A 2,705-nucleotide genomic window follows, 5' to 3' on the forward strand; every position below is an offset into this window, starting at 1 on the left:
TATTGCGCCAACGGCGATCCTGACGTCCTCGCGAGCGGCGCTTGCCCGCCTATTCCAGCGGGGCCGTCCCGGCGATCTCGATGCCGAAGCCGCTCAGGCCGACGAAGGAGCGCGGCGAGGACGCCAGGTTCACGATCGAGCTTACGCCGAGATCGCGCAGGATCTGGGCGCCCAAGCCCACCTCGCGCCATTGTTGGCTGCGCAGGGCGTCGGCGTTCTCATCCTCGACGCTCTTGATCGGCACGCCGGCGCTGCCATCGCGCAGATAGACGAGCACGCCCTTGCCCTCCTGCTGGAAGTGCCGCAGCGCGCATTGCACGGCCCCCGCCCCTCCGAGCACGTCCGCGACCACATCCGCGCGGTGAAGCCGCGCCGGCACCTTCTCGCCGTCGCCGAGCTTGCCCATCACGAAGGCGAAGTGCTGGGTATCGTCGAAGGGCGTGATGTAGACATGGCCGGTCATCTCGCCGAACGCGGTCTTGACCGGGAAGGAATGAACCCGCTCGACCAGCTTCTCGCGCGACTGGCGATAGGCGATGAGGTCGGCGACCGTGATCTGCTTCAGCCCGTGCTTCTCGGCGAAGGCTGTGATCTGCGCGCCCTTCATCACGGTGCCGTCGTCATTGGCGAGTTCGCAGATCACGCCGACCGGCGGCAGGTCGGCGAGCTTGCACAGGTCGACGGCGGCCTCGGTATGGCCCGAACGCATCAGCACGCCGCCATCCTTGGCGATCAGCGGGAAGACATGGCCGGGGCGGACGAAATCGGCCGCGCCCATATTGCCGTTGGCCAGCGCACGCACCGTGTTGTTGCGCTGTTCGGCCGAGATGCCCGTGGTCAGTCCGTGCTTGACGTCCACGGTGATCGTGAAGGCGGTGCCGAGCGGGGCGTCGTTGGACGAGACCATCGGGTCGAGCCGCAGGCGCCGCGCCTCGGCCGTCGTCAGCGGCGCGCAGACGATGCCGCAGGTGTTGCGGATGATGAAGGCCATCTTCTCCGGCGTGCAGAGCGAGGCGGCGACGATGAGATCGCCCTCGTTCTCGCGATCATCGTCATCGGTGACGATGACGATCTCGCCGCGGGCGAAGGCTTCGACGGTCTCGGCGACTTTGTTGGTCATGGCAGCCTCGCGCGGCCCAGAGAGGCCAAGGAAGTCGTTGGGGGTGACGGCGCCGCCGGTGGCTGCGGCGATGCGCTCGGCGCTTTCGCGGGAGATCCAGGCGGCGGGATCGTTGCAGAGCGCGGTCACGCTGGCCGGCGACAGGCCGACCTGCTTGGCGAAGGCGCTGCGCGCGATCTTGTTCTGCCGGAGCCAGGCATCGAGCTTCATGACCGTAAGCTAGTACGGTCGCGCTTCATCCGCAATGAACGTGCGATGCATTTTCAGTATTGCTGAAATGCAAAGTTTCAGGCCGTCATGCTCTGGCTTGACCCGAGCACCTCATGACGAGAAGCCTCCCTTTGCCGGGAGCCTCCTTCGGCAAGAGATTCTCGGGTCTGCGCTGCGCTTCGCCCGAGAATGACGCCTGAGTCACTCCTGGAACGGCCAGCGCGGCTCCACGGCGCCGACCTGTCCGCGGTGACGCAGGTACTGGTCCGCCAGCACGCAGGCAACCATCGCCTCGCCGACCGGCACGGCGCGGATGCCCACGCAGGGATCGTGGCGCCCCTTGGTGAACATGTCGGCCTCGCCACCCGTCCGGGTCACCGTCGCGCGCGTCGCCAGGATCGAGGAGGTCGGCTTCACCGCGAAGCGGGCGACGATCGGTTGCCCGGTCGAGATGCCGCCGAGGACGCCGCCGGCATGGTTGGAGAGGAAGAGCGGGTGCCCGGCATTGCCGGCACGCATCTCGTCGGCGTTCTCCTCGCCGGACAGCTCGGCCGCCCCGAAGCCATCGCCGATCTCCACGCCCTTGACTGCGTTGATGCTCATGAGCGCGGCGGCGATCTCGGCATCGAGCTTGCCGTAGATCGGCGCACCCAGGCCAGCGGGCACGCCCTCGGCCACGATCTCCAGCACGGCCCCGATCGAGGAGCCGGACTTCCTGACGCCGTCGAGATAGCCCTCGAAGAAGGCTGCGGCCTTCGCGTCAGGGCAGAAGAAGGGATTGCGTCCGACCTCCTCCCAATCCCAGTTGGCCCGGTCGATCTTGTGCGGGCCGATCTGGACGAGCGCACCGCGCACCACCATGCCGGGCACGACCTTGCGTGCGATCGCGCCGGCCGCGACCCGCATCGCCGTCTCGCGCGCCGAGGAGCGCCCGCCACCGCGATAGTCGCGGATGCCGTACTTCACGTCGTAGGTGAAATCGGCATGGCCCGGCCGGTACTTGTCCTTGATGTCGGAATAATCCTTGGAGCGCTGGTCGACATTGTCGATGAGCAGCCCGATCGAGGTGCCTGTCGTCACCTGCACGCCGTCGCTCTCCCGCGCAAAGACACCGGAGACGATGCGGACCTGGTCGGGCTCCTGGCGCTGCGTGGTGAAGCGCGACTGGCCCGGTCGGCGCCGGTCGAGATCGCCCTGGATATCGGCCTCCGTCAGCGGGAGCAGCGGCGGGCAGCCATCGACCACGCAGCCGATGGCCGGACCATGGCTCTCGCCGAAGGTGGTGACGCGGAAGAGATGGCCGAAGCTGTTATGCGACATGGGAACCCGCTGCGTTGCGTATCGGCTCTTAAGCCGGATCGGCCTGCGGCGAAAC

Annotated in this window: 2 protein-coding genes; both read right to left on the reverse strand. The window is 67.5% G+C overall.

What is annotated here, in order from left to right:
- Window positions 1-49 precede the first annotated feature (49 nt).
- Window positions 50-1,330: a 3,4-dihydroxy-2-butanone-4-phosphate synthase gene (gene ribB / locus ACIPIA_RS13720; protein ID WP_400510347.1), complete on the reverse strand. Its 1,281-nt coding sequence runs from the start codon at window positions 1,328-1,330 to the stop codon at window positions 50-52.
- 201 nt (window positions 1,331-1,531) lie between these two features.
- Window positions 1,532-2,650, reverse strand: a complete 1,119-nt coding sequence (aroC, locus tag ACIPIA_RS13725; RefSeq protein WP_400510349.1) for a chorismate synthase — start codon at window positions 2,648-2,650, stop codon at window positions 1,532-1,534.
- Between the last annotated feature and the right edge of the window lie 55 nt (window positions 2,651-2,705).

It is taken from the genome of Allobosea sp. CER48, assembly GCF_044752385.1.
Taxonomy (GTDB): Bacteria; Pseudomonadota; Alphaproteobacteria; order Rhizobiales; family Beijerinckiaceae; genus Allobosea.

Excerpts from the sequence above, each read along its gene's own strand:
- ribB (WP_400510347.1), bottom strand. The coding sequence starts at position 1,330 with ATGAAGCTCGATGCCTGGCTCCGGCAGAACAAGATCGCGCGCAGCGCC.
- aroC (WP_400510349.1), bottom strand. The coding sequence starts at position 2,650 with ATGTCGCATAACAGCTTCGGCCATCTCTTCCGCGTCACCACCTTCGGC.